At 67.4% G+C, this 20,488-nt stretch carries 19 protein-coding genes; 11 read left to right on the top strand and 8 right to left on the bottom strand.

The features are described from left to right. Positions 1–76: 76 nt before the first annotated feature. From IEX43_RS11020 to IEX43_RS11005, 4 genes are all read right to left on the bottom strand, one after another. Positions 77–757: a hypothetical protein gene (locus IEX43_RS11020; RefSeq protein WP_188810950.1), complete on the bottom strand. Its 681-nt coding sequence runs from the start codon at positions 755–757 to the stop codon at positions 77–79. Between the two features lie 192 nt (positions 758–949). After that, positions 950–4,453 (bottom strand): ATP-binding protein, encoded by a 3,504-nt coding sequence (locus IEX43_RS11015; protein WP_188810949.1) that lies wholly within the window; start codon positions 4,451–4,453, stop codon positions 950–952. Further along, positions 4,450–5,208 carry a DUF4194 domain-containing protein gene (locus IEX43_RS11010; RefSeq protein ID WP_188810948.1) on the bottom strand — a complete coding sequence of 253 codons (759 nt, stop codon included), beginning with the start codon at positions 5,206–5,208 and terminating at the stop codon, positions 4,450–4,452. Before IEX43_RS11010 ends, IEX43_RS11015 begins: the two co-directional genes overlap by 4 nt. Further along, positions 5,201–6,658, bottom strand: coding sequence for a DUF3375 family protein (locus IEX43_RS11005; protein ID WP_188810947.1), 1,458 nt, complete (start codon positions 6,656–6,658; stop codon positions 5,201–5,203). The genes IEX43_RS11010 and IEX43_RS11005 overlap by 8 nt, the downstream gene beginning before the upstream one ends. A 240-nt stretch (positions 6,659–6,898) precedes the next feature. On the opposite strand from IEX43_RS11005, the gene IEX43_RS11000 reads away from it, so the two are divergent. The 3 genes from IEX43_RS11000 (at position 6,899) to IEX43_RS10990 (ending at position 10,206) form a co-directional block, all read left to right on the top strand. Next, positions 6,899–7,201, top strand: coding sequence for a hypothetical protein (locus tag IEX43_RS11000; protein ID WP_188810946.1), 303 nt, complete (start codon positions 6,899–6,901; stop codon positions 7,199–7,201). Positions 7,202–7,262: 61 nt separating this feature from the next. Beyond that, on the top strand, positions 7,263–9,305 hold the full coding sequence (locus IEX43_RS10995) for an acyl-CoA dehydrogenase family protein (RefSeq protein ID WP_229666409.1): 2,043 nt from the start codon (positions 7,263–7,265) through the stop codon (positions 9,303–9,305). A gap of 64 nt (positions 9,306–9,369) precedes the next feature. Then, complete coding sequence (locus IEX43_RS10990) at positions 9,370–10,206, top strand: TIGR04086 family membrane protein (protein ID WP_188810945.1); 837 nt, start codon at positions 9,370–9,372, stop codon at positions 10,204–10,206. On the opposite strand, the gene IEX43_RS10985 is transcribed toward IEX43_RS10990, so the two are convergent. After that, positions 10,207–10,605 carry a YchJ family protein gene (locus tag IEX43_RS10985; protein ID WP_188810943.1) on the bottom strand — a complete coding sequence of 133 codons (399 nt, stop codon included), beginning with the start codon at positions 10,603–10,605 and terminating at the stop codon, positions 10,207–10,209. Positions 10,606–10,737: 132 nt separating this feature from the next. On the opposite strand from IEX43_RS10985, the gene IEX43_RS10980 reads away from it, so the two are divergent. The 6 genes from IEX43_RS10980 (at position 10,738) to IEX43_RS10955 (ending at position 16,649) form a co-directional block, all read left to right on the top strand. Further along, entirely contained in the window at positions 10,738–11,526 is a 789-nt protein-coding gene (locus tag IEX43_RS10980) for a hypothetical protein (protein ID WP_188810941.1), read from the top strand. 27 nt (positions 11,527–11,553) lie between these two features. After that, entirely contained in the window at positions 11,554–12,558 is a 1,005-nt protein-coding gene (locus IEX43_RS10975) for an aldo/keto reductase family protein (protein WP_188810938.1), read from the top strand. Between the two features lie 9 nt (positions 12,559–12,567). Beyond that, on the top strand, positions 12,568–13,437 hold the full coding sequence (locus IEX43_RS10970; RefSeq protein ID WP_229666408.1) for an SDR family oxidoreductase: 870 nt from the start codon (positions 12,568–12,570) through the stop codon (positions 13,435–13,437). Positions 13,438–13,598: 161 nt separating this feature from the next. Next, complete coding sequence (locus IEX43_RS10965) at positions 13,599–14,726, top strand: sulfite oxidase (RefSeq protein ID WP_188810936.1); 1,128 nt, start codon at positions 13,599–13,601, stop codon at positions 14,724–14,726. Positions 14,727–14,805: 79 nt separating this feature from the next. Continuing rightward, the gene (locus IEX43_RS10960; RefSeq protein WP_188810934.1) at positions 14,806–15,189 is read left to right on the top strand and encodes an RNA-binding S4 domain-containing protein; all 384 of its coding nucleotides are present in this window, start codon (positions 14,806–14,808) and stop codon (positions 15,187–15,189) included. A gap of 53 nt (positions 15,190–15,242) precedes the next feature. Beyond that, entirely contained in the window at positions 15,243–16,649 is a 1,407-nt protein-coding gene (locus IEX43_RS10955) for an amidohydrolase (protein ID WP_229666407.1), read from the top strand. A 14-nt stretch (positions 16,650–16,663) separates the two neighbouring features. Here IEX43_RS10955 and IEX43_RS10950 read toward each other — a convergent pair whose 3' ends face one another. Then, the gene (locus tag IEX43_RS10950) at positions 16,664–17,170 is read right to left on the bottom strand and encodes a hypothetical protein (RefSeq protein ID WP_188810929.1); all 507 of its coding nucleotides are present in this window, start codon (positions 17,168–17,170) and stop codon (positions 16,664–16,666) included. Positions 17,171–17,313: 143 nt separating this feature from the next. Here IEX43_RS10950 and IEX43_RS10945 point away from each other — a divergent pair, with 143 nt between their 5' ends. Next, positions 17,314–17,931, top strand: coding sequence for a uracil-DNA glycosylase family protein (locus tag IEX43_RS10945; protein WP_104189932.1), 618 nt, complete (start codon positions 17,314–17,316; stop codon positions 17,929–17,931). Positions 17,932–17,949: 18 nt separating this feature from the next. Beyond that, the gene (locus IEX43_RS10940) at positions 17,950–18,882 is read left to right on the top strand and encodes a hypothetical protein (protein WP_188810927.1); all 933 of its coding nucleotides are present in this window, start codon (positions 17,950–17,952) and stop codon (positions 18,880–18,882) included. Between the two features lie 21 nt (positions 18,883–18,903). Here IEX43_RS10940 and IEX43_RS10935 read toward each other — a convergent pair whose 3' ends face one another. Together IEX43_RS10935 and IEX43_RS10930 are read right to left on the bottom strand one after the other, a co-directional pair. After that, positions 18,904–20,154, bottom strand: coding sequence for a type II toxin-antitoxin system HipA family toxin (locus IEX43_RS10935; protein WP_188810926.1), 1,251 nt, complete (start codon positions 20,152–20,154; stop codon positions 18,904–18,906). Next, on the bottom strand, positions 20,151–20,378 hold the full coding sequence (locus IEX43_RS10930) for a type II toxin-antitoxin system Y4mF family antitoxin (RefSeq protein WP_229666406.1): 228 nt from the start codon (positions 20,376–20,378) through the stop codon (positions 20,151–20,153). The genes IEX43_RS10935 and IEX43_RS10930 overlap by 4 nt, the downstream gene beginning before the upstream one ends. Positions 20,379–20,488: the final 110 nt, after the last annotated feature.

The raw sequence follows: 20,488 nt of genomic DNA, 5'->3' as shown, positions 1-20,488 counted from the left end.
GCCCGGGACCGGCAGGCCAGCACACCCTCATCCTGCAACAGGAAACGGGCTACGAAAAAGGTAACGAGGGTCGTGGTCAGCGGTAGGAGAAGCTCATCAGCAGAGCCTTAAGGGTTCGGCCTTCAGCATCCCAGTACCAGGCTTTCGCTGCGTCGTCATTCTCGAACGGCGGACCATCGAACACCACGTCCGCGGTCAGGATGCGCTCGCCGAGCATGATGAGCCCGTCCTGCACCCTCCCGTCCGGCGAGACGGGCAACCCTGGAGTGAGCCCCATGCGGTACTGTGCGGCGTCACCGCTGCGGTCAACAAAGAACGACGAATGGGGCGTTGGCACAGACCGTCCCACCAGTCCCGGTACCGGGTCCGTCTCGAGGACGGTCCGGGCAGCAGAGGTGGCCACGACGTCGGCAATCTCGCCTGTGTAGATGCTGACCTGCAACTGCCCGGCGGGATCGTAAACCGTGGCAGTCCCCACGAACGGCGAGGCGGATGCCTCGAAGAGCTCCACGCGCCAGTCGGCCGGGTGCTGGAACGAGAGCCGGCCATCCGGGAAGGTGAAGGTTGCCAGGGCGGCGGCGGGAGCAGTGGAGGCGGGGGCGGACGACGGCGGCTGGCTCGCCGTGGATGCCTGAACGGCAGGGCTTTCCCGGGTGCTCCCACTCCCTGCCGGACCGCCTGCCGCGCAGGCCGAGAGGAACAGTACCGCTGCGGCGCCCGCTGCCAGGAGGAATTTCGCGCGTTGTGGTAAGCGCATGGGAATGCCTTTCAAGAGGACGCCATCATTCTCTTGGGGAACAGGGCGGAACCCAGCATTCCGTAGTACCTATGGGATTTACTCAGGCGAGGTGAGTTGGTAAAGCCCAGAGTGGCACAGCAGAAATACCCCTCACCAGAGCTTCAACAATAATTCCATCGATTTGTTATAAAGCGGCCCGGCGGGTGCGTGCTAACGCAGGACGATGTCCACCGGGTTCGCTTCCGAGCGCCATGCGCCCTCTTCGCCCTGCCGGGGTGTGATGACCGGCGCTGTGAGCACTCCGGAGCGGTTAGTGCGCTTGTCACGGAGGATTTCGGTGACGGAACCAAGGTGCCGGGAGAGGTCAATGACGTTCTCGGGGGCAGCCAGCAGCAGCTGGAACCCGAATTCGTGCAGCGCCTTGATCCCGGCGCCGGCGAACTCCTCGGAAGCCAGCACAAAGGCCTCGTCCATCATCACGGTGCCGTACGTGGTGAAGCCCTGCTCCGCGATGCCCAGCTGGTAGCTCAGTGCGGCAGCCATAATGAAGGCCGTGAACCGCTGGCGCTCCCCGCCGGACATGGATCCGGTATCCGCGTGCATGAACACCTCGGACTTCTTCGCTTCACCCTTCTTGCCGGACGCCGGCTGGGCAACTTCGCGGTGCTCCTTGCACTGGATGAACAGGTGCCCTCGCACGTCCAGCACCTCGGCCCTCCACCGCCGGTCCTCCGGCGCCTGCGAGCCCAGCCGCTTTACCAGCGTCTCCAGCGACTTGTAGCGGGCGGTGAGCTCGGCGTCGTCGTCCCTTTCCCCGCCTGCTTCCACGACTGTTTCCAAGCCTGTGGCGACTTTCCTGGACGCTTCGGATTTGGCCGGGCGGGTATGCCGGGCCTTCAGGGCGTTCTGGATTGCGTCCTTGAACTGCTTGGCCGTAGGAGGCAGCGTCTGCTTGATGTCCAGTTCAAGGAAGCTCCCCTCGTGGAAGTTGACCTGCGACAGGATGCCGTTGAGCGGCAGGATGCGGCTGGTGATGGAGCGCCGCTCCTCATCCAGCAGGTGCAGGAGCGTGCTGAAGGACTCGTGCGTGCGCTGGTTGAAGAACTGGCGGAACTCCGCTTCCTGGGCGGGGAGGCCGTCGCTCACAATCGCGTGATAGCGCGTCTCAAACTCGCCGGCAGCACCGATCGTGGTGCCGTGGTCTGCCGAGATGGCGCTCCCCCAGTCACGGACGAAGGCCTCGAAGATACGGGTGAGCCGCTCGGCGGCGGCCTGCCCGCGGGACTCGGCCGTGTGCAGCTCCCCCAGCAGCGCGGTGCGCACCCGGTTCGAAAGGTTGTCCAGCTCGTGCATCTCTGTCACGTCGCCGAAATCGGCAAAGTACGGTTCCAGGGCAGTGATGGTGGCGTCCGACGGCGGCGCCTGGGCCAGGCGCTGGCGGGCACCTTCCAGCAGGGAATCGGCAGCGCTCAGTTGCCGGTCCAGTGCCTTGTACTCGCTCTGCAGGACGGCGGCGGCCTCGGTGCTGGACTGGTGGTTCTGCCGCACCTCCTCGATGCCGGCGCGCAGCGGTTCCAGGTCCGCCTGTGCCGCGAGGGCGTCTTTCAGCCGCTGCTCAAGCCGTGCGAGTTCCTCGGCCGCGACCGCCGCCGACACCTGGTCCCAGGAACGGTGGTCCTCAACGATGCGGCGCAGGGCCTCAAGCTGCCGGGCCATGCCCTGGTGCGAGTCTTCCCGGCTTTGCGCCAGCTCTGCCGCCTTGCCCACTTCCTGCCGCAGGTCCTCCGCCTGCCCGGCAACAAGTTCCAGCTTGGCGGCGTTGTCGAACCCGAGGACGTAATCCTGCCGGCTGGTGAAGCGATCGTCCTTTTCCACGGTGTGGCGGTTGCGCTTCACCACGCCGCCCAGGCTGAGGCCGCGGTCCAGTGAGGCCAGCTCGTCCGGGTCCTCTACGCAGGGGTAGGCGAAGTCCAGTGCGATGCGTTCACGGATCCAGGAACCTGCCTCGGCCGCGACGCCCGTGGTGAGGATGTCCAGCTTGGTCAGCAGGTCGCCGTCGCGCACGTCCTCAAGCGCCAGCGCGCCGCCTGAAAGCGGCTTGGAGACGTCCACCGCCCGCAGCGCGCCGCGCACGGCGTGATCGTTGAGGTACCGGGTGACCGCGGCGAAGTGTTCGCCCGGCACCAGCAGCGTGGTGGCAAGGTTGCGGAGTGCCCGCTCGGCGGCCGGGCGCCACTTCTCCTGCCCCTCGGCGAGGTCCATCAGTTCGCCGGCGAACGGCATCCGGTCATCCGGGATGCCGGTGGCGGCGGCAATCGCGGCCCGGTTTTCAATGCTCGACGGCGGCAGCAGCGACTTGCGCGTCTTCAGCGACACGAGTTCCTGCTCAGCCGCGGCAAGTTCGCGCTTCTTCGTTGCGTGTGCGTCGAAGGCCTCGAAGCGGAGTTCCTGGAGGGCCTGGGAGTCACTGTTGAGCTCGGCGGACCTTGCTGCCGCCTGCTCGTGCGCCTGCTCCCAGCCTTCCTCGGTCCACTCAAGCTGCAGGCCGGCGTCGGCCAGGGCCTGGCGCGCCGTCTCCTCCACCTGCTGGCGGAGCTTCAACCCAACACGGGCGTTTTCCAGGGATTGCTCGATCGCGGAGATGGCGTTGCCGCCCTGGTTGTTGTAATCCGCTTCCAGCTGGCGCAGGTCCTTGGCCAGCCCGTCCCGGACAGTCCGCTCAGCACCAAGCTCCTTGGCCTTCGCCTGGGCCAATCCCTTGAAGCGCTCAAGCAATCCCTGGTGGACCGTGACGGCCAGCTTCTGCTTGTAGGCCTCGAACTCCTCACCGGCGAGGTCCCGCAGCCTGTTGGCATCCAGCAGAGCCTGCGCGTACTCCCGGTTCAGCCCGGGAACCGGGGCCAGCTGGTCCCGCTGCTGCCGGACGTCCTCCAGCCGCTGCCGGATGGACATCAGGTTGCTGAATTCCTCCACCACGTCGTCCGCCGCCGCGAGAGTGGCCGGGGCGTCCAGGACCTGGTCGCGGAAGAACGTGTTGACGCTGCCGCCCAGGCCTTTGCCTGCCTGGATGACGCGCAGGAGCGGAAGGGCCTGGTCCGAGTTGATGCCCAGCAGCCGGCGGAACCGCTCGGCGAAGGCCTTGTGGACGTCGAAAACCTGCGCATCGGGAAAGATCGTCTCCAGCGCAGCCTTGGTGAACCGCTTGTCCGCGATGCCTTCGAGCGCCTCCAGGTCCAGCGGATCGTGGTCGATGACGTAGAAACGTCCGACGCTCGACTCCGTGCCGTTCTTGGGAAGGTCGAACAGTGCCGAGACGGTTACCCGCGTGCCCACCGCGTTATCGAACGTCAGGGCGACAGCGGACCACGTGGCACCCGGCCGCTGGAAGGCGCTGGCTGAGCCCTCTCCAACAGCTTTGTCGCCCACCTTGCCCCGCATGTAGGTGAACGTGGTCCGCTTGTCCTCGACGGCTCCGCCCGAACGCTGGGCAGCGGCCTCGTTGGACCTGGGCCGGGCATCGAAAACCCGCAGCATGGCATCGAACAGCGTGGACTTGCCCACGCCCGAATTACCCGTCAGCAGCGTGCCGTTGCGGTCCACGTGCATCGTGTGGGCTCCGTGGAACGTGCCCCAGTTGACCACCTGCACCAGGGCAAGGCGCATTTGGCCTGGGTTTGTCAGCTCACCTATCGGGAGCATGGAAGCGATGCTCACTGGGCGTCCTCCGTGTCCGTGTCGCTGTCCGGGGAAACGGCGTCTCCGTTGTCGAACTCCAGGAGCGCCTCCGTGCCCGCGGGGTCTGTGGTTGCTGCCACCAGGGCCTCTATCTGGGCGGGGATGTCGCCGATGTTCTCGAACGGCAGGGCCAGGGGCAGGGCGTTGGAGATGGTGTAGACGTCGTCCAGCCCTGTGGGGAGGAGGAGCTGGCGGGCCAGGAGCTTGGTGATGGCCCGGTTCACCACGTCCGAGTCCCGCAGTGCGTCCTGCTGGCCGGCGGGCTGGTAGTGCGCCACCAGGTCGGCGATTTCCTCGCGGGTGATCGTGGGGTCCGTCTGCGCGGTGACGTGGCGGTCCAGCAGCAGGCGCAGGCGGAGCAGCACGATGGTCTCCACCCGGCTGAGGGCACGCTGCTGCCGCAGGATGCTGGAGCGGGTGCTGCCGCCGATCGCGTCGGGGTCCACCGGGCGCAGGACGGCGATCTTGCGCTCGTGGTCCAGCTCCATGGTGAGGAACAGCTCGGACAGCCGGCTCCGCAGGATCACCTGGTTGTCCAGCAGGACGGTCCAGAGCTTTTCGTCCCGGCCGCCGTCCACATAGGGGCCTTTAAGGAGCTTCACCAGTGCCTGCCGCACCTTCATGGAAAGGACCCCGGTATCGCCGGGGAAGAGCGCGGCACCGTCAACGAAAGTGTCGCGTGGCGTGACGGCGAAAGGCCGCTCCGCCGTCGTCGTGGTTGTCTCTTCAGTCATCAGGATCCTTTGGAAGCGTGACCAGCGGCAGGTAGGCCCTGCGCGTGGTGCCGTCTATCTGTTCGTAGTCCAGGGCCTCGAGGCCCTGGTTGTCGAAGCGGGCGCCGGCGTGGAGCGCGTGCGAGAGGAGCGCGCGGATGGTGTTGATGTGCTGCTCCCCGGGCGGCAGCTGCTGCCACGCCTCCGAAAGCGTGGCAGCACCGGCCAGGGCCGCGCGCACCACCTCCGGCTTGGCCTTGCCGGTCCTCGGCGAGCGCACGCGGTCAGAGTCGCTGAAGGCGATGGGATCGGCAAGTTTGGGCGGGGCGGCAAACTCGTCGGGATCGAAGAGCTTCACCATGGACAGTGACTCGAACCCCGCATTGAAGAGGACCGGCCCGGGGACCAGGCCGGGGCGTTCCCGCTCATAGGGAAGGGACCTGATGGCCTGCTCCGCCTCCCGAAGGACCTGCCGGAGCCGGACGGACTGGCGGAAGTCATCGCTCTGGACGTAGGTGTTCAGGCTTTCGCTGAGCTTGCCGTAGATCCGCTGGATCTGGCTGTGCTGCTGGCGCAGTTCCGCCACCAGGTTCTTCAGGGTTTCCCTGTCCTCCGGAGAGAGATCGTCCGCGAACTGCCGGCCAAGGACCTCGCCGATGGCGGAGCGGAACCGCAGCTGCTGCTGGGGGTCCTCCAGGAACGCCGTGAAGGACCGGAAGGTCCGGCCCTCCGGGCTTTGGCGGAGGCGTTTGTCCGCTTCCAGCACCTGGGCCATGGTGGCGCCCTTGGTCAGGGACTCCTCGATGATCTGGTTGCGCAGTTCGCCTACCAGTTCCTCGATCCTGTCACGCATCTTCTTGTAGTCGGCGGGCAGGCTTGCAGCCAGGTCCAGGATGTTTCCCGCGGCCTCCACCGCCTCGTCGTCATCCAGCAGTCCGTCGAACTCGCCGCTGCTGATGTCCTGGATCAGCTGCTGGCGTTCTTCGATCTCCTCTTCAAGGGACTCCAGCCGGGCGCTCTGGTCCGGGTTGGTCTCGTTGGCAAGCTTTTCGACGTCCCCCAGCAGCGTGCCCAGGCGGGACCCGTTGAGCGTGGACCGTTCGCTGGAGAGGCTGTCCAGGAACGCCAGCACGCGTGCCGCGGGTTCCGTCACCTCGTAGACGATCTGACCGGACTGGTTGCGCCGCGTCAGGAACTGGCGGCGCGTCCATTCGTCGCCAAAGGACTTCCCGTTCGCCCCTCCACCCAGCCCGGGGTCCTGGCGGCGGAGCTCCTCAAGGAAGGAGTCGACGTCGGCATGGAATTCCTCCAGCGGCAGCTGCGGCCGGGTGCGGGTAAAGGAGGCCTGCAGTACCGCGATCACCCAGGGGGCCGAGCGCGTCAGCGCCCAGGCAGGTCCTTTAGTGAGGAGTTCGAGGTCCCGAAGCCGGGCGCTGATGGCATCAGCGGATGACCTGGCGGAGCGGGGCACGCACTCTCCTTGGACTGTTTGCGGGGGCTGGGCGGCGGCCTGGATCGGAAAACCGCCAACTACAAGGTTAACGCAGGCGCCGCGACCACTCCGTGACCTACTTGGCGGTAGTGTTTCGATCCCATATCAACAGGGCTTCCGGGCGGCTGTGGCTCTGGCTGGAAAGGGAGGCTACCCCTACGCTCGTGCTACTGGTCTCAACCAACTCTTAACACATGCAACGTCGCAGCAGGGGGACTCATGCCGTTCGATCTGACAGCAGTGGACAACGCCACTTTGGTGTTCGTGGGCACGCTGGTATTCGGGTTTATCCTGGCCGCTTTCGTCCTGGCCTCGGGACTGGTGGCCCTGGTCCTATTGGGGGCCGGAAAATTGAGCTGGACGCTGGCGTCCAAAACGCTCCTGGCCGTGGTCCACGGCATTAATGCAGGGTGGGACAGGCTGGTGCACCACGCCGCCACGGTGGACGTTGCAGGCGATTTCCAGGCGCAGGCTTCCCCTAGCACCGGAACCTACCCGCGGGTAATCTTGAGAGACAGCTGAAGGGTTCTCCAACCCGGCGGATCCATGGCTACACCGGCCAATCCGGCCAAGGAGATGACCCATGAGCTCCGCCACTGACAGCCCCGCAACAAGCCCTGCCACCGGCCTCCCCACCTCCACAGGACCGGCAACAGACTCCCCCGCCGAGGAAACCCCAGTACCCGCAGGCAAGATCGGCGCCGGCGTCACGGCTGATGAGGCCCGCGCCGTGGCCGAGGCCGCGCGGGAATCCGGCTGGGAGCGGCCCAGCTTCGCCAAAGGCCTCTACCTGGGCAGCTTCGACCTCAGCCTGGTCCACCCCTGGCCTACCCCGGACCCGGCCTCCGTGGAACGGGGCGAAGCGTTCATGGCCCGGCTGCTGGAGTTCGCCGGCACCCTGGACGGGCGGGTGATCGAGCGCGATGACAGAATTCCCGACGAATATATCCGAGGCCTTGCCGACCTGGGCGTTTTCGGCATGAAGATCCCCCGGGAATACGGCGGCCTGGGACTGTCCCTGGTGTACTACGGCCGTGCCCTGGCCCTGCTGGGCAGCGTTCACCCGAGCCTCGGCGCACTCCTCTCGGCGCACCAGTCCATTGGGGTGCCGGAGCCGGTGAAGGTTTTTGGGACGCCCGAACAGAAGCGGGAGTACCTGCCGCGCTGCGCGGCCGGCGCCATCACCGCCTTCCTGCTGACGGAACCTGACGTGGGCAGCGACCCCGCCCGGCTGGGCAGCACTGCAACGCCCACGGATGACGGCGAGGCGTACCTTCTGGACGGCGTCAAACTGTGGACCACCAACGGGGTGATTGCGGAACTGGTGGTGGTGATGGCCGTGGTGCCGGCGCACACGGATGCTGACGGCACCCGCCACAAGGGCGGCATCAGCGCCTTCGTTGTGGAGATGGACTCGCCGGGCATCACGGTGGAAAACCGGAACGCGTTCATGGGACTGCGGGGCATCGAAAACGGCGTGACCCGGTTCCACCAGGTCCGGGTGCCCGCCGCCAACCGGCTGGGGCGCGAGGGGCAGGGCCTGAAGATTGCGCTCACCACCCTGAACACCGGGCGGCTCTCCATTCCGGCGCTGTGCGTGGCGTCGGGCCGGTGGAGCCTGAAGATCGCCCGGGAATGGTCCAACGCCCGGACCCAGTGGGGCAGGCCGGTGGGCGAGCACGAGGCAGTGGGCAAGAAAATCGCGTTCATCGCCGCCTCCGCCTTCGCCCTGGACGCGGTGTTCGAGCTCTCCGCCGAACTTGCCGACGCCGGCCAGAAGGACGTCCGGATCGAGGCCGCCCTGGCCAAGCTCTGGGCCACGGAGATCAGCTGCCGGATTGCCGATGAACTGGTCCAGATCCGGGGCGGCCGCGGCTTTGAAACCGCGGAATCCCTGGCCGCACGCGGCGAGCGCGCGGTTCCCGCCGAGCAGCAGCTGAGGGACCTGAGGATCAACCGGATCTTTGAGGGCTCATCGGAAATCATGCGGCTGCTGATCGCCCGGGAGGCGGTGGATGCGCACCTGGCCGCCGCGGGCGACCTTGCGTCGCTGGACGCGAGCCTGTCCGACAAGGCGAGGGCCGCCGTCGGGGCTTCCGGCTTCTACGCCCGGTGGCTTCCCAAGCTGGTGGCCGGCGCCGGCATGGACCCGCGCTCCTACAGTGAGTTCGGGCGGCTGGCCAAGCAGCTGCGCTTCGTGGAGCGTTCGTCACGGCGCCTGGCGCGCCAGACGTTCTACGGAATGGGCCGCTGGCAGGCGAAACTCGAACGGAAGCAGGCGTTCCTGGGCAGGGTGGTGGACATCGGCGCCGAGCTGTTCGCCATGACCGCCTGCTGCGCCCGGGCAGAGATGCTGCTGCACACCGCACCCGAAAAGGCCGCCAGCGCCTATGAGCTCGCGGAGGCCTACTGCGAGCAGGCCAGGGTGCGCGTGGACGAGTACTTTGACCAGCTGTGGCGGAACACTGACGACGCCGACCACGCCCTCACGCGGAAGGTCCTCGCCGGGGACTACACCTGGCTGGAGGAGGGCGTCCTGGACCAGTCCGAAGGGACCGGCCCGTGGATCGCTGACGCCTCCCCCGGAGCCTCCCGGCGGGAAAACCTGCACCGTAAATACCGGTGACGCCACAGGTCACGAAATAGTAAGCATCCTTGCTATCACTGGTGGGTGATGCTTGAGTGGAGCCATGAGTAGCTCAACAGACCCAGAGAACCTGCCCCCGAGGCGTGCCCGCGAGGATGTTGACCGAACCGGGAGCCGCCGCGACGATGCCGTTGGCGGCGAGCCAACCCGCTCCTACCCGCAGGTGCCGGCAAGCGATGCCGCGCCGACCTCCACCTATGACCGGGTGCCGGACCGCACAGGGCGGGCCGGTGCCTCCGCCGAGCGGGAGTACGTTCCCACAGCTCCCGCGCCGGCTGTTGATCCCAACCTGACGGACCGGCAGACCGCCGTGGCCCGGGAAAAGGAACAGTTCGGCGGCATCAAGGTGGGCTCCGCCTTCTTCGGCTGGCTGACCGCCACCGGCATGGCCGTCCTGCTCACCGCCTTTGTGGCGGCAGCAGGAACGGCTGTAGGCCTGGCAACCAACACCGATGTCAATGAAGCTGTCAGCCAGGCAGCCCAGAACCAGGGCACGGTGGGCCTGGTGGGCATCATCGTCCTGCTGGTGATCCTCTTCCTGTCCTACTACTCCGGCGGGTACGTGGCAGGCAGGATGGCGCGCTTCAATGGCGCCAAACAGGGCCTCATGGTGTGGATCTGGGCGCTGATCGTGGCGATCCTTGTGTCCATCCTGGGCCTGGTGGCAGGGCAGCAGTTCAACGTGCTGGCCAACCTCAACAGCTTCCCGCGGATCCCCATCAACGAAGGGCAGCTGACCACCACCAGCATCATCGCCGCCGTTGTGGTGGCCGCTGTTGCCCTGGTTGGCGCCGTCCTCGGCGGACTTGCCGGCATGCGGTTCCACCGCAAGGTGGACCGGGCCGGCTTCACGCCGGACAGCGCCTACGACAACGAGTAGTCAGCCGTGGACGTCCCCGTCCACGTAGAACCAGCGGCGGTTTTCCCGCACGAAGCGGCTGGTCTCGTGAAGGACCCCGCGGCCGTTGCCGTGCCGGTAGTGCGCCGTGAACTCCACCACGCCTTCGGTATCCAGCGGTCCTCCGCCGGACGTGGAGAGGATGGCCAGGCGCCGCCACTCCATCCCCGGATCCAGTTCCAGCTCCGCCGGCGCTGTCCGGGGGTGCCAGGTGCGCATCAGGTAGTCCGCGTCCAGCAATGCGAACGCACTGTAGCGGGAGCGCATGAGTTGCTCTGCGGTGGCAGCATCCGCCGCGCCCCGGTGGAAGCGTCCGCAGCACTGTCCGTACTGCTCCCCGGACAGGCACCGGCAGTTTTCCTGGTCGAGGGATACCGTCATGCAAAAGATGCTGTCACACGCGGTAACAGCTTTGCTACAACCCGGGGCGCGCCCCGGTGTCCGGCGGCACGGCACCCCAAAAATCCGTAAGGTGGAGGGGGAGCCGGCGCCCTGGCAGAGAGGAGAGATGACGTGGAGAATCCGGATACGCTCATCCTCAACCTGACCTTCCTGGGCACCGTGGGCGTGGCATTCCTGATGTTCCTGGTCCTCTTCCTGCTGGGCGCCATCACCCTGGTCCTTGCGGGGCTTGGGCGCCTGGCGGCCGCGGTGCTGATGGCCCTGTTCGGCCGGCGCTCCCGAAAAGAATCCCTTCCCCTGGTGCGCTTCACCGGACCTGCCGGGAGCCAGCAGCAGGCGTCCGACGGCGGCGCCGGCGCGGAGTCCGCAGCCGGCTCGGCACGCCCCGGACTGCTTGCACGCGCGTTCCGCAAGAGGCCCGGGAAGACTCCCCGTGACTGGCGCGCCGCGCTGCAGCCCGCGCACATGAAAACGACGCTGCGCACCGCCGTCGAACACCACCCCGCGCTGACCGCCGCCCGCCGCGAGCCGCCGGTCCTCGCGGAGGACTGGGCCACTGCCGTTGCGGACGCGGACGCCCGGGCAAGGGCGGCCAAGGCGCGCGCGGCTTCGCCGGACATCAAGGTTTCAGTGCGGGATTTGCCCGATCCCCAGGTGCCGGCAGAAGAGGTCGCGGAAGTGGCCCCGCTGGTGGAGTCCGCTCTGGATAACAGCCGCCCCTCGCGGGAGCTGCCCCGGTCCTTCAAGAAGCCGCAGGTCCCCCACGTCCTGGCTCCGCTGGACACCGGGTCACTGGTGTCCCTGTCCGGCCCGGCGCAGATCAGCAGGGCCGCGGCGGAGGCAGCCAGGGAAGCGGGTTCCAAAGGGTCCGCTTCGAAGGGCAGACAGCCCTTACCCTGAGCAACCATCTGGGTTAGCGTGAAACCCATGGAATTCAGATACCTCGGAAACAGCGGATTCAAAGTCTCGGAAATCACGTTCGGCAACTGGCTGACGCACGGCTCGCAGGTGGAGAACGACGTCGCCACCCAGTGCGTGCGGGCAGCGCTCGACGCCGGCATCAGCACGTTCGACACAGCTGACGTCTACGCGAACACGGCAGCGGAAACGGTCCTGGGCGCAGCGCTGAAGAACGAACGGCGCGAATCCCTGGAAATCTTCACCAAGGTCTATGGACCCACCGGCCCCAAGGGCAAGAACGATCTTGGCCTGTCCCGCAAGCACATCATGGAATCCATCAACGGCTCGCTGCGGCGGCTGCAGACGGACTACGTGGACCTCTACCAGGCCCACCGCTACGACTTCGAGACGCCGCTGGAAGAAACCATGCAGGCGTTTGCGGACATCGTCCGGCAGGGCAAGGCGCTGTACATCGGCGTCAGCGAATGGACGGCAGACCAGCTCCGGGAGGGGCACAAGCTGTCCAGGGAGCTCGGTTTCCAGCTGATCTCCAACCAGCCCCAGTACTCCATGCTGTGGCGGGTTATCGAGGCTGAGGTCGTGCCGGCGTCGGAGGAGCTGGGCGTGTCCCAGATTGTCTGGTCCCCCATGGCGCAGGGCGTGCTCAGCGGCAAGTACCTGCCCGGCCAGCCTGCCCCTGAAGGCAGCCGCGCCACGGATGACAAGGGCGGCGCGAAGATGATCGAGCGCTGGATGCGCGACGACGTCCTGGCCGGCGTGCAGGACCTCAAGCCCATCGCCGAGGAAGCGGGCCTGTCCATGCCGCAGCTGGCCGTGGCGTGGGTGCTGCAGAACCCGAACGTTGCCTCGGCCATCGTCGGCGCCTCGCGGCCGGAGCAGATCGCGGACAGTGTTGCGGCGGCAGGCGTGAAGCTTGAACCGGAGATCCTGAAGAAGATCGACGACGCCATCGGATCGCTGGCGGAGCGGGACCCTGCCCAGACCAAGTCCCCCGCCGCGCGGGAAGCCTAGGACGGGCTGGTGACGTCCGCAGCCGAACTGCCTGACTTCCCCGGCCTCGGCGTCACGGGGTCCACCGGCGGGCTGGGCGGGATGGTGGCTCGGGAACTGGCCGCGCTGGGTTCCGCCCAGCGGCTGCTGGTCCGCGATGCCGCGCGTGCCCCCGAGCTGGACGGCGCAACGCCCGCCGTGTGCAGCTACGCGGATTCCGCGGCCGCCCGGCAGGCACTGGACGGCGTGAAAGTCCTGTTTATGGTGTCCGCCGCGGAAACGCAGGAACGTGTGCAGCAGCACACCGCCTTCATCGACGCCGCGGCAGGCGCCGGCGTGCAGCATGTGGTGTACACGTCCTTCTACGGCGCGGCGCCCGATGCCACCTTCACCCTGGCCCGGGACCATTACGCCACGGAGGAGCACATCCGGGCGTCCGGCATGGACTTCACGTTCCTGCGGGACAACGTCTACCTGGACTTCCTGCCGCTCCTGGCCGGGGAGGACGGCGTGATCCGCGGACCTGCCGGTGACGGCGCCTTCTCGGGGGTGGCCCGCGAGGACGTCGCCCGGTGTGCGGTGGCCGTCCTGCGCGACCCCGCCATCCACAAGGGCGCCACCTACAACCTGACGGGCCCGGAGGAACTTACCTTCACGCAGGCGGCGGGCATCATCACGGAGAGCACGGGCCGCACCGTCACCTACCAGCCGGAGACGGTGGAGGAGGCGTACGCTTCGCGGGCCTCTTATGGCGCCCCTCCCTGGCAGGTGGACGCGTGGGTAAGTACGTATACCGCCATCGCGGCGGGGGACATGGCGGGGATTTCACCGGATGTCCATGGGCTCACCGGCGAGGACCCTATCAGCCTGCGCGAGTTCCTCTCCCGCCCGGTCCTCTAAGTTCCCCCGGAGTTTTTGTCCAGATACGCAGGCTTCCGGGGCCTCCAACCCTGCATATCTGGACAAAAACTCCAATTGGGAGGGGCGTTGACGGGGCTGCGGGGCTGGCGTAGACCTATGGACAGGGGACGTTCGAGCCGGCCGGCAGGAGTGGCACCACCATGAAACAGACCTACACGAACCAGCAGTCCGCCGGTCCGGCCGCAGCGGCGGAAAGCCCTGCTGCGCACACGGCCGGGCCCACCACCGGCCCGATCACCCGCGAGGAACTCCAGCTGGGGGCCCGCAACCACTCCATGCCGCTGGAGGCCCTCCGCCGGGACGTCACTCCACCCGGGCTGCATTACGTCCTGACCCACTTCGACATCCCGGACATTGACGAGTCCTCGTGGCACCTGCGGATCAGCGGCGCGGTGAACATGGCCATAGAGCTGACCATGGCCGCCCTCCGCAGGGACCCCGTCATCACCGTGCCCGTCACCCTGGAGTGCGCCGGGAACGGACGGTCGCTCCTGGATCCGCGGCCGGTCAGCCAGCCGTGGCTCCTGGAAGGCGTGGGCACCGCGCACTGGACCGGCGTGCCGCTGGCCTACCTCCTGGGAAAGGCGGGCGTCCATCCGCACGCCGTCGAAGTGGTGTTCACGGGGGTGGACGAAGGCGTCCAGGGCGGCGTCCCCCACCGCTACGCGCGCAGCCTGCCGATCCATGAGGCGCTGCGTCCCGACGTCGTCCTTGCCTACGCGATGAACGGCAGCGAACTGCCGCCCCAGCACGGCTTTCCGCTGCGGCTGGTGGTGCCCGGCTGGTACGGCATGGCCAGCGTTAAATGGCTGCAATCCATCGAAGTGGTGACCACCCCGTTCAAAGGCTTCCAGCAGGAGGTCGCCTACCGCTACCAGGAATCAGCGGACGACGCCGGCACGCCGGTTTCGCGGATCAGGGTGCGTTCGCTGATGGTTCCGCCGGGCATCCCGGACTTCCTTACCCGCAACCGAATGCTGAAACCCGGGCCGGTGCTGCTGCAGGGCAGGGCATGGTCCGGCGGGGGTGCCGTCACGTCGGTGGAGGTGGGCATCGACGGCGCGTGGCTGCCGGCCCAGCTCGACAAGCCTGCGGGCGGGTACGCGTGGCGGAAGTGGACCCTGCCGTGGGTTGCGGACCCGGGCGGGCACGTGCTGTCCTGCCGTGCCACGGACGCAACCGGTGCCACCCAGCCCCTGGAGCAGAACTGGAACTACCAGGGAATGGGCAACAACGTGGTGCAGCGCATCAGCGTAACGGTTGGGTAGCCGGGCGGCCCGGCTGGTGCTGGAGCCGCCTACAGGTCCGGCGCCGGGAAACCGGGCCGGGCTATACTCGGTGCCAGCCATGACCAGCCTTCCTTCCTCCCCCGCCAGTGTCCGCGTCGATGCGTGGTTGTGGGCCGTGCGCGCCTACAAGACCCGCTCCGCGGCCACCGCTGCCTGCCGGGCGGGCCACATCCGGCTCAACGGCAGCCCGGCCAAGGCATCCGCGACGCTGGTCACCGGCGACACAGTCACCGTTCGGATGTCAGGCTACGAACGCATCCTCGAGGTGCGCCGGCTGATCAACAAGCGCGTCGGGGCTGAACCGGCCTCGCACTGTTTCACCGACCACACGCCGCCGCGACCGATCGCCCCCGCGCTTGGCCTGCCGCAGCGCGACCGGGGCGCCGGCAGGCCCACCAAGAAGGACCGCCGCGAGATGGAACGGCTCCGCGGTCCGGCGTGACAGACCTGGTCCTTGCAAACGTTCGGATACCCGGGGACGCCGCACTGTACAGCGTGCACATCAGTGACGGCCGCGTAAGCCGGCTCGGCGCAGGTGCCGAGTCTCCGGGCGCGGCGCGCGTCATCGACGCCGGCGGACGCTGCCTGATTCCGGGGCTCTGGGACGAGCACGTCCACATGACCCAGTGGGCGCTGCATGCGAACCGCGTTGATCTCTCCGGTGCCCTCAGCGCCCAGGATGCTGCCGCCGTCGTACGTTCTTCGATGCCCGGTGCCGATCCGGCGGTGACCGCCGTTGGCGTCGGCTTCCGTGACGCCCTGTGGCCGGACGCCCCCTCCCTGGCGCTGCTGGATGAGGCAGCCGGCAGCCAGCCCACCGCACTGGTCAGCCACGACCTGCACAGCGTGTGGCTCAATACCGCTGCGGCCAGACGGTACGCGGTTCAGGTGGACGCCTCCGGGCTGCTGCGCGAGGACCCGGCCTTTGCCCTGACCCGGGAGCTGGGCCGCCTGCCCGACGCCGTGGTGGATGCCTGGGTGGCCGGAGCCGCCAAGGCGGCTGCTGCCCGCGGCGTGGTGGGCGTGGTGGATTTAGAGATGACATGGAACCGGGACCCATGGCTTCGGCGCATTGCCGGCGGCTTTGATGCCCTCCGCGTGGACGCTGGTGTTTACCCTGCCGACCTTGAGCGCGCCGTGGCGGCTGGCATGCGGACGGGGCAGGGGGTCGACGGCGGCAAGGGACTATTGCGGGTGGGGCCGCTCAAGGTACTCATTGACGGGGCGCTGAACACACGCACCGCCTATTGCGTGGACCCCTACCCCTTTGGCGGTCATGGGCTCCTGACGGTGGAGCCGGAGGAGCTCCTGGCGCTGCTGGAACGGGCCAGGGATACCGGGTTCATCCCCGCCGTCCACGCGATAGGGGATGCGGCCAACCAGGTGGCCCTCGACGCTTTTGAGCGGGCGGGGATTGGCGGGCGGATCGAGCACGCCCAGTTTGTCCGCCGGGAGGACCTGGCGCGTTTCGGTCCGTTGGGCGTGCTGGCCAGTGTGCAGCCTGTCCATGCCCTGGATGACCGCGATGCCGCGGAGACCAACTGGTCCGGGCGGACTGACCGCGCCTTCCCGCTGCGTTCCCTGCTCGACGCGGGGGCATCGCTGCTGCTGGGCTCGGATGCACCCGTGGCCCCGCTCGATCCTTGGGCTGCCATGGCGGTGGCCACTGTGCGGGCGCGTGATGACGGGCGCGGGCCGTGGCATCCCCAGGAGGCCATTACCCGCCGGCAGGCGCTGCTGGCTTCGAGCCGGGGGCGTTCGCGGGTGCGCGTGGGTGATCCTGCCGACCTGGTACTTCTTGACGAGGATTCCATTGCAGCGCCGACCGACGTGTTCGCTGCGATGCCGGTGGCTGCCACGCTGGTCGCCGGGCGTTTTACGTACGACGGCGGCCTGGCGTAGGTCCGGCTGCGGGCTCACGCCTTTGTGCGTGCCCTCACGAGGTTGGCAAACGGGAGCCTTCCGTGTTCCTCAACGAAGGCCGTGTGGTAGTCCGCTTCTGCCCTGGGGAGGTGTTCCGGCGGCAGTTCCTTCCAGGCGATCAGCAGTTGGTCCGCGTCCGCGAGCTGCCAGACCAGCCGGCCGTCCCAGTGCCCCGGCGGCTTGCCCTGCCCGAAGTCCAGGAACTCCTGGACCTGCCGCCGGAGGCCGCGGTTGCCCTTGCTGCCGGGACCTGCCTTGCCCAGGTAAAGGACGACGGCGGCGTCCACCCATTCGGCGGCGAGGGCGGGCCCGGGCAGCGACGGGTCCTTCTTCTTGAAGACGCCCGCGGTGCTCTTCTTCAGGAAGCGGGGCTGGAACCCTTCCGGCGCCAGGACGGCGAAGACGCCTGTACCCTGCGGTATCCGCATGGCCTCGAGCGACCCGATGGGACGGAAGCCCGCGAACCCCTCGGCTTTCAGGCCCTTTCTGGTGAACTGCATTCCCTCATTCAACAGCACGCCTGACGGCTCCAGCAGAGTCCAGCAGAAGGGAGAGAGAACTTCACCTGCCCACCCATCAGCGTGGAAGCGTAGAGTGGCCTAAGACGCCTGATTCTGGACGCCTTGCTGCTGAGGGAGAAATCGTGACGATTGATTGGGACGAGAAAAAGGCCCTGCTACAGGAACCGAACATTGCGAAGGTCACCCAGCTTTGCGATGAACTGATGGAGAAGAAGCCAGGGTCTGTCGTCCCTTATATCGACCCTGTGCACGACGAGGATGAGTGCCGGATCGTCAGCCTGCAGGTCAGCCCCGGCAAGGGCACCGTGTCCGGCTTTGTCTCGCACTACAACGACGATGAAGCCGCCCGCCGCGCCACCCAGATCTACGAGTTGGCAGAACTTGATCCCCGCTACGTGATGCCGTGGCACGCCTACCCCTGGGTCCGCGACGCGGATATGCCGTCCGCCCTGAACGTGCAGGAGAAAACTGACGGCCTCCGACCTTTCCGGCAGTTCCTGAAGATCAACTCCCGGGTGTCGGCGGTCATCGCCCACGGCACCGACGCTTCCACTTTCCTCACCCTCTTCGAGAAGACCTACCACCAGTCGCTGAAGAACAGCGGCATCAAGGTGTACAAGGCCACCGCACTCGGAGGGCGGGCCTTCGCCGTCTCGGAAGCGAAGCAGGAAGAGCTCCTGGCCAAGAACGTGGACATCTACAAGGACGCCATGCAACGGGCAGGGATCCAGCACCTCTAATATTCCGCCGCCCAAGGCATGGATGTCATCGCCTGGCTGCTCGAGTCCGATCCAGCCCTCCGCTGGCAGGTCCTGCGCGACCTCACCGGAGCGCCGCCCGAGGCAGTGCTTGCCGAACGGAACCTCATTGCCACCCGCGGCTGGGGCGCACGCCTCCTTGCGCTGCAGGGAGCGGACGGACAATGGGACGGCGGCACCTACTGGCCGGTCCATGACGACGACCCCCACGGCCAGCCCTGGACCGCAACCACCTACACCCTTCTGCTGCTGCGCGATTTCGGCCTGAACCCTGCCAGCCGGGAAGCCCGGCGGGCGGTCAGCCTGGTCAGGGACAACAGCCGCTGGGAGGAAGGCAACCAGTCTTTCTTCGACGGCGAAACCGAGCCCTGCATCAACGGCATGGTGGTGGGGCTGGGCGCCTACTTCGGAGAGAACGTCGACGCTGTAGTGGAACGGCTGGTCGGTGAACAACTTCCCGACGGCGGATGGAACTGCGAAGCAGAACGGGGATCCGTCCGCTCTTCGTTCCACACCACCATCTGCGTGCTGGAAGGACTGCTCGAGCACGAACACGCCACCGGCGGGACCGGCGCATCACGGACGGCCCGGCACCGCGGCGACGAATACCTGCTGGAACGCAGGCTGCACCGGCGGAAAAGCACGGGCGCCGAGGTCAATCCCGAATGGCTGCAGTTCTCCTACCCCACCCGCTGGTTCTACGACGTGCTCCGCGGGCTGGACTACTTCCGCTCCGCCGGCGGCGCACCCGACGAACGGCTGGGAGAAGCCGCGGAGGCAGACCGCGCCAGGCAGCAGCCGGACGGCTCGTGGCTTCTGGAAAACACCCACCCCGGCAAGGTGCACTTCGCGCTGGAGGACGGCGACGGGCAACCCAGCCGATGGAACACCCTCCGCGCACTGCGGGCCCTCAGGTGGTACGAGGGCCGATAGGCCGCCGGCCATTGAACCGGCTTAGCCCTCAAGCAGCCGCCGCCGGTGCTTCAACTCCTTGACCCATGCCCTGGTGACCATGTCAGGGAAGGGAGAGCCGCCGCCGTCGTCAGTCCTTTGCCCGGACCCGCCCTGGCCACGGAAGGCGGCCCCGGACTCCAGGTCCGCCAGCAGCGGACCCGCCGCTTTCAGGGCAATCTCTACCACCTGGGCGGCCGCGCGCTCAGTCAGCCCGAGCTCCGTGGCCCAGCCCAGGAAATGACGGCGTGAGACGCCGGTCCGTTTGCCGTTCATAGTCAGTGCAAGCGTCTTGTCGCCGTAGACCACTGTGGAGGGAATGTCGTAGACCGGCGCGATGGTCCACTCACCGGAAGGCTGCTGGACCATGGACACGTTCTTGGCGTGCAGGTCCCCGTTGCCGGCAAGCCATGCGTAGGCTCCCTGGATGGCAAGGTTCCTCAGGGCAGGAAGGGGCGCAGCGCAGTGGTCCGCCAACGCATGGCAGACCTGCCCGTAGCCCACGTTGTACTTGTCCGCCGGATAAAGCTTCAGCACCTGTGCCCCGTCCTCGACCGCCAGCCGCTCCACCCCGCCCGGTTGGCCCGCCGCCCTGGGAATGCGGTCGAAGCGCTCAACCAGCAACCCGGGCCTGCCGGCAACATCCCGGATCAACCGGACCTTGCTCAGCGGGATCCTGAGCTTGGCCGCGTAACGGAACATCACCAGCTCGTTCTCCACCACATGCGGAAATTCGGGCGCGTTGAGTTTGAGGATGAACTGCCGCCCGGTACCGGTCACGGGGACAGAGATCATGCCGGCGGAGAGCTTGTCCTGCACGCCGGCCAGGGCCACCGGGTCAATCAGGTCGGGGTCCCCCAGCAGCTGGTCGAAGTCCACCGGCTTTTTCGGGTCGAGCCGGACCGCATGATCATCCGGGTCCAACGGCTCCCCGTGGCCCACGATCTGCACGTCGCCCACAGGATTCGCGCCGGCGGCGATGAGCAGGGACAGGTCGTCATCGGCGCTGGTCTTGATGGAGCGCCGCAGCGCATTAAGCCGGCGGCCCTCAGGCAGCAGCCCGGTGAAATAGGGCGGCGCGGCCCCTGCGGCGGACAGCACCGGTTCGAGGCTGGGCGGCAGGGAAGTCGCGACGGCGGGCCCTCCCGTGTGGAGGTAGGCGGGCAGGTAGCTGAAGCGGGTACCGCCGTCCTGCCGTTCGAGCCGTGCTGCAAGGACACCCGCTTTGTAGATGTCCGCGATGCGGTGCCTCATTGTTCAGCGCTGTTCTCAGCCGGCTGCCCGGCCGCGCGGGCCGCCTGGCTGGTCCGGGCGGCGACCTTCAGCTCCAGCCCCAGCGTTTCAAGTACGGCGACCAGGGAATCCAGCTGGACGCTCGGCTTGCCTTGCTCGACGAAGCGGACAAAGCGCTCGGAGACTCCGGCCAGCTGGGCGAGGTCGTGCTGGGTCAGGCGAAGGACTGCGCGGCGAGCGCGCACTTCTCCCGCCAGCGCCGCTGAAAAGCCCTGGGCCATGGCACCCCCTAGGTACGATCGTGCCGTTTCAACCCCTATGGCAAGTGTAATGACGGCCAAGGACCAAAGACTAG

The organism is Pseudarthrobacter polychromogenes, from assembly GCF_014644495.1.
GTDB lineage: Bacteria > Actinomycetota > Actinomycetes > Actinomycetales > Micrococcaceae > Arthrobacter > Arthrobacter polychromogenes.
This window is presented reverse-complemented; position numbering and strand designations above follow the sequence as displayed.